Below are 1,773 nucleotides of genomic sequence, written 5' to 3'. Positions count from 1 at the left end.
CGACTGGCTGGTCCGCACGTCGTGGCTGACCGAGGGCGGCGACATCCTCGTGGTCGCCGTGCGGACCGGGGACTACGCCGAGCTGACCTCCCGGGTCGCGAACGTCGCCCTGGTCACCAGCGGGGTCGCCCTGGCCGCGCTGGCGCTGCTGTCGCTGCGCGCCGTGCGGCGCGGCCTGCGGCCCCTGGCGGACATCTCCGACACCGCCGCGGCCATCGGCTCGGGCGACCTGGGCAGGCGGGTGGAGCAGGCGGGGACCGGGACCGAGGTCGGCAGGCTGGGCACGGCGCTCAACGCCATGCTCGGCCAGCTCGAATCGGCGTTTCGCGAGCGCGAGGCCTCCGAGCAGCGGCTGCGGCGGTTCGTCGCGGACGCCTCGCACGAGCTGCGCACCCCGATCGCCACCATCCGCGGGTACGCCGAGCTGTTCCGGCTCGGCGCCGCGGCCCGCCCCGACGACCTGGCGACGGTGCTGCGCCGGATCGAGTCGGAGGCCGGGCGGATGGGCGTGCTGGTCGACGAGCTGCTCCTGCTCGCCCGCCTGGACCAGGGCCGTCCCCTGGCGGTCGAACCGGTGCGTCCGGCGGACCTGGCGGCCGAGGCGGTGGCGGACGCCCGCGCGGCGTCACCCGGGCACGTCTTCGAGCTGGACGCGGAGCGGGTGGAGGTGGTGGCGGACGAGGACCGGCTGCGGCAGGTCCTGGGCAACCTGCTCGCCAACGTCGTCCAGCACACCCCCGCGGGCACCCGGGCGGTGGTGCGGGTCCGGGCGGACGGCGGCCACGCCGTGCTGGAGGTGGCCGACGACGGCCCCGGCGTTCCGCCGGAGCACGCGGGCCGCGTGTTCGAGCGCTTCTACCGCGGGGTCTCGGAGCGGTCGGGCGACCACGGCGGGGCCGGGCTGGGGCTGTCCATCGTGGCCTCCGTGGCGGAGGCGCACGGCGGGTCGGCGTCGCACGCCCCGGCGCCGGGGGGCGGCGCGGTGTTCGCGGTCCGCCTCCCGCTGCGCGGCTGACGTGCCGGGGGAACCGCCAGGGGCGCGGGGGAACCACCGGGATCCCGACCGCCACGCGGCCGTGGACCGGGACCCCAGTGGGCGCGGGACGCGCCCCCGTCCCGCGCCCACCCGGTTCAGCGCGCGGCGGTGATCAGCCTGCGCGCCTCGCGGCTCACGGCCACGGCGCTCCCGCCGTGGTTGGCGAGCACCACGGCGGTCCACCCGGAATCGGGGAACCAGTCCACGTTGGTGGACACGCCCCGCGCGCCGCCGGTGTGGCCGTTGATCCGCTGCCCGTTCACGTGGTGCGTGGTCGGCCCGTAACCCTCGAAGAACGAGTTGTCCGGCGCGAGCGGCCACTTGGGGCTCGCGGCGAGCTGGGTGTGCGCCGTCGCCGCGCACCGCGCTCGGGCGGAGGCGTCCGGGGTGGACCTGCGGGTGGTGGCGGGGGAGCCGGTGGTCGTGCGCGCCGACCCCGCCCGGCTGCGCCAGGCGCTGGGCAACCTCGTGTCCAACGCGATCCGGCACACCCCGCCCGGCGGGGCCGTGGTGGTCACCGTGCGCGGGCGGGCGGACGCGGTGGAGTTCGCCGTGGCCGACACCGGGTCGGGCATCGCCGCGGAGCACCTGCCGCACGTCTTCGACCGCTTCCACCGCGCCGACCCGTCCCGCGGCCGCGCCACCGGGGGCAGCGGCCTGGGGCTCGCGATCGCCCGACACCTCGTCGAGGCGCACGGCGGGGCGCTCACCGCGACGAGCGCGCCGAGCCGCGGCTC

At 78.0% G+C, this 1,773-nt stretch carries 3 protein-coding genes; 2 read left to right on the top strand and 1 reads right to left on the bottom strand.

Annotated elements, in window-relative coordinates; genetic code table 11:
• Positions 1 to 1,015: sensor histidine kinase (locus ACFV4N_RS43355; RefSeq protein WP_499678529.1), on the top strand; the 1,015-nt coding region annotated here is incomplete at its 5' end.
• Between the two features lie 116 nt (positions 1,016 to 1,131).
• On the opposite strand, the gene ACFV4N_RS43350 is transcribed toward ACFV4N_RS43355, so the two are convergent.
• Positions 1,132 to 1,299: a hypothetical protein gene (locus tag ACFV4N_RS43350; RefSeq protein ID WP_499678528.1), complete on the bottom strand. Its 168-nt coding sequence runs from the start codon at positions 1,297 to 1,299 to the stop codon at positions 1,132 to 1,134.
• Between the two features lie 37 nt (positions 1,300 to 1,336).
• On the opposite strand from ACFV4N_RS43350, the gene ACFV4N_RS43345 reads away from it, so the two are divergent.
• A partial coding sequence (locus tag ACFV4N_RS43345; protein WP_499678527.1) for a sensor histidine kinase occupies positions 1,337 to 1,773 on the top strand: 437 nt, incomplete at its 3' end.

It is taken from the genome of Actinosynnema sp. NPDC059797 (assembly GCF_042732085.1).
In the GTDB taxonomy this organism is placed as follows: domain Bacteria; phylum Actinomycetota; class Actinomycetes; order Mycobacteriales; family Pseudonocardiaceae; genus Actinosynnema.
Note: the sequence above shows the minus strand (reverse complement) of the source record. Positions and strands in the feature narration are given on the sequence as shown.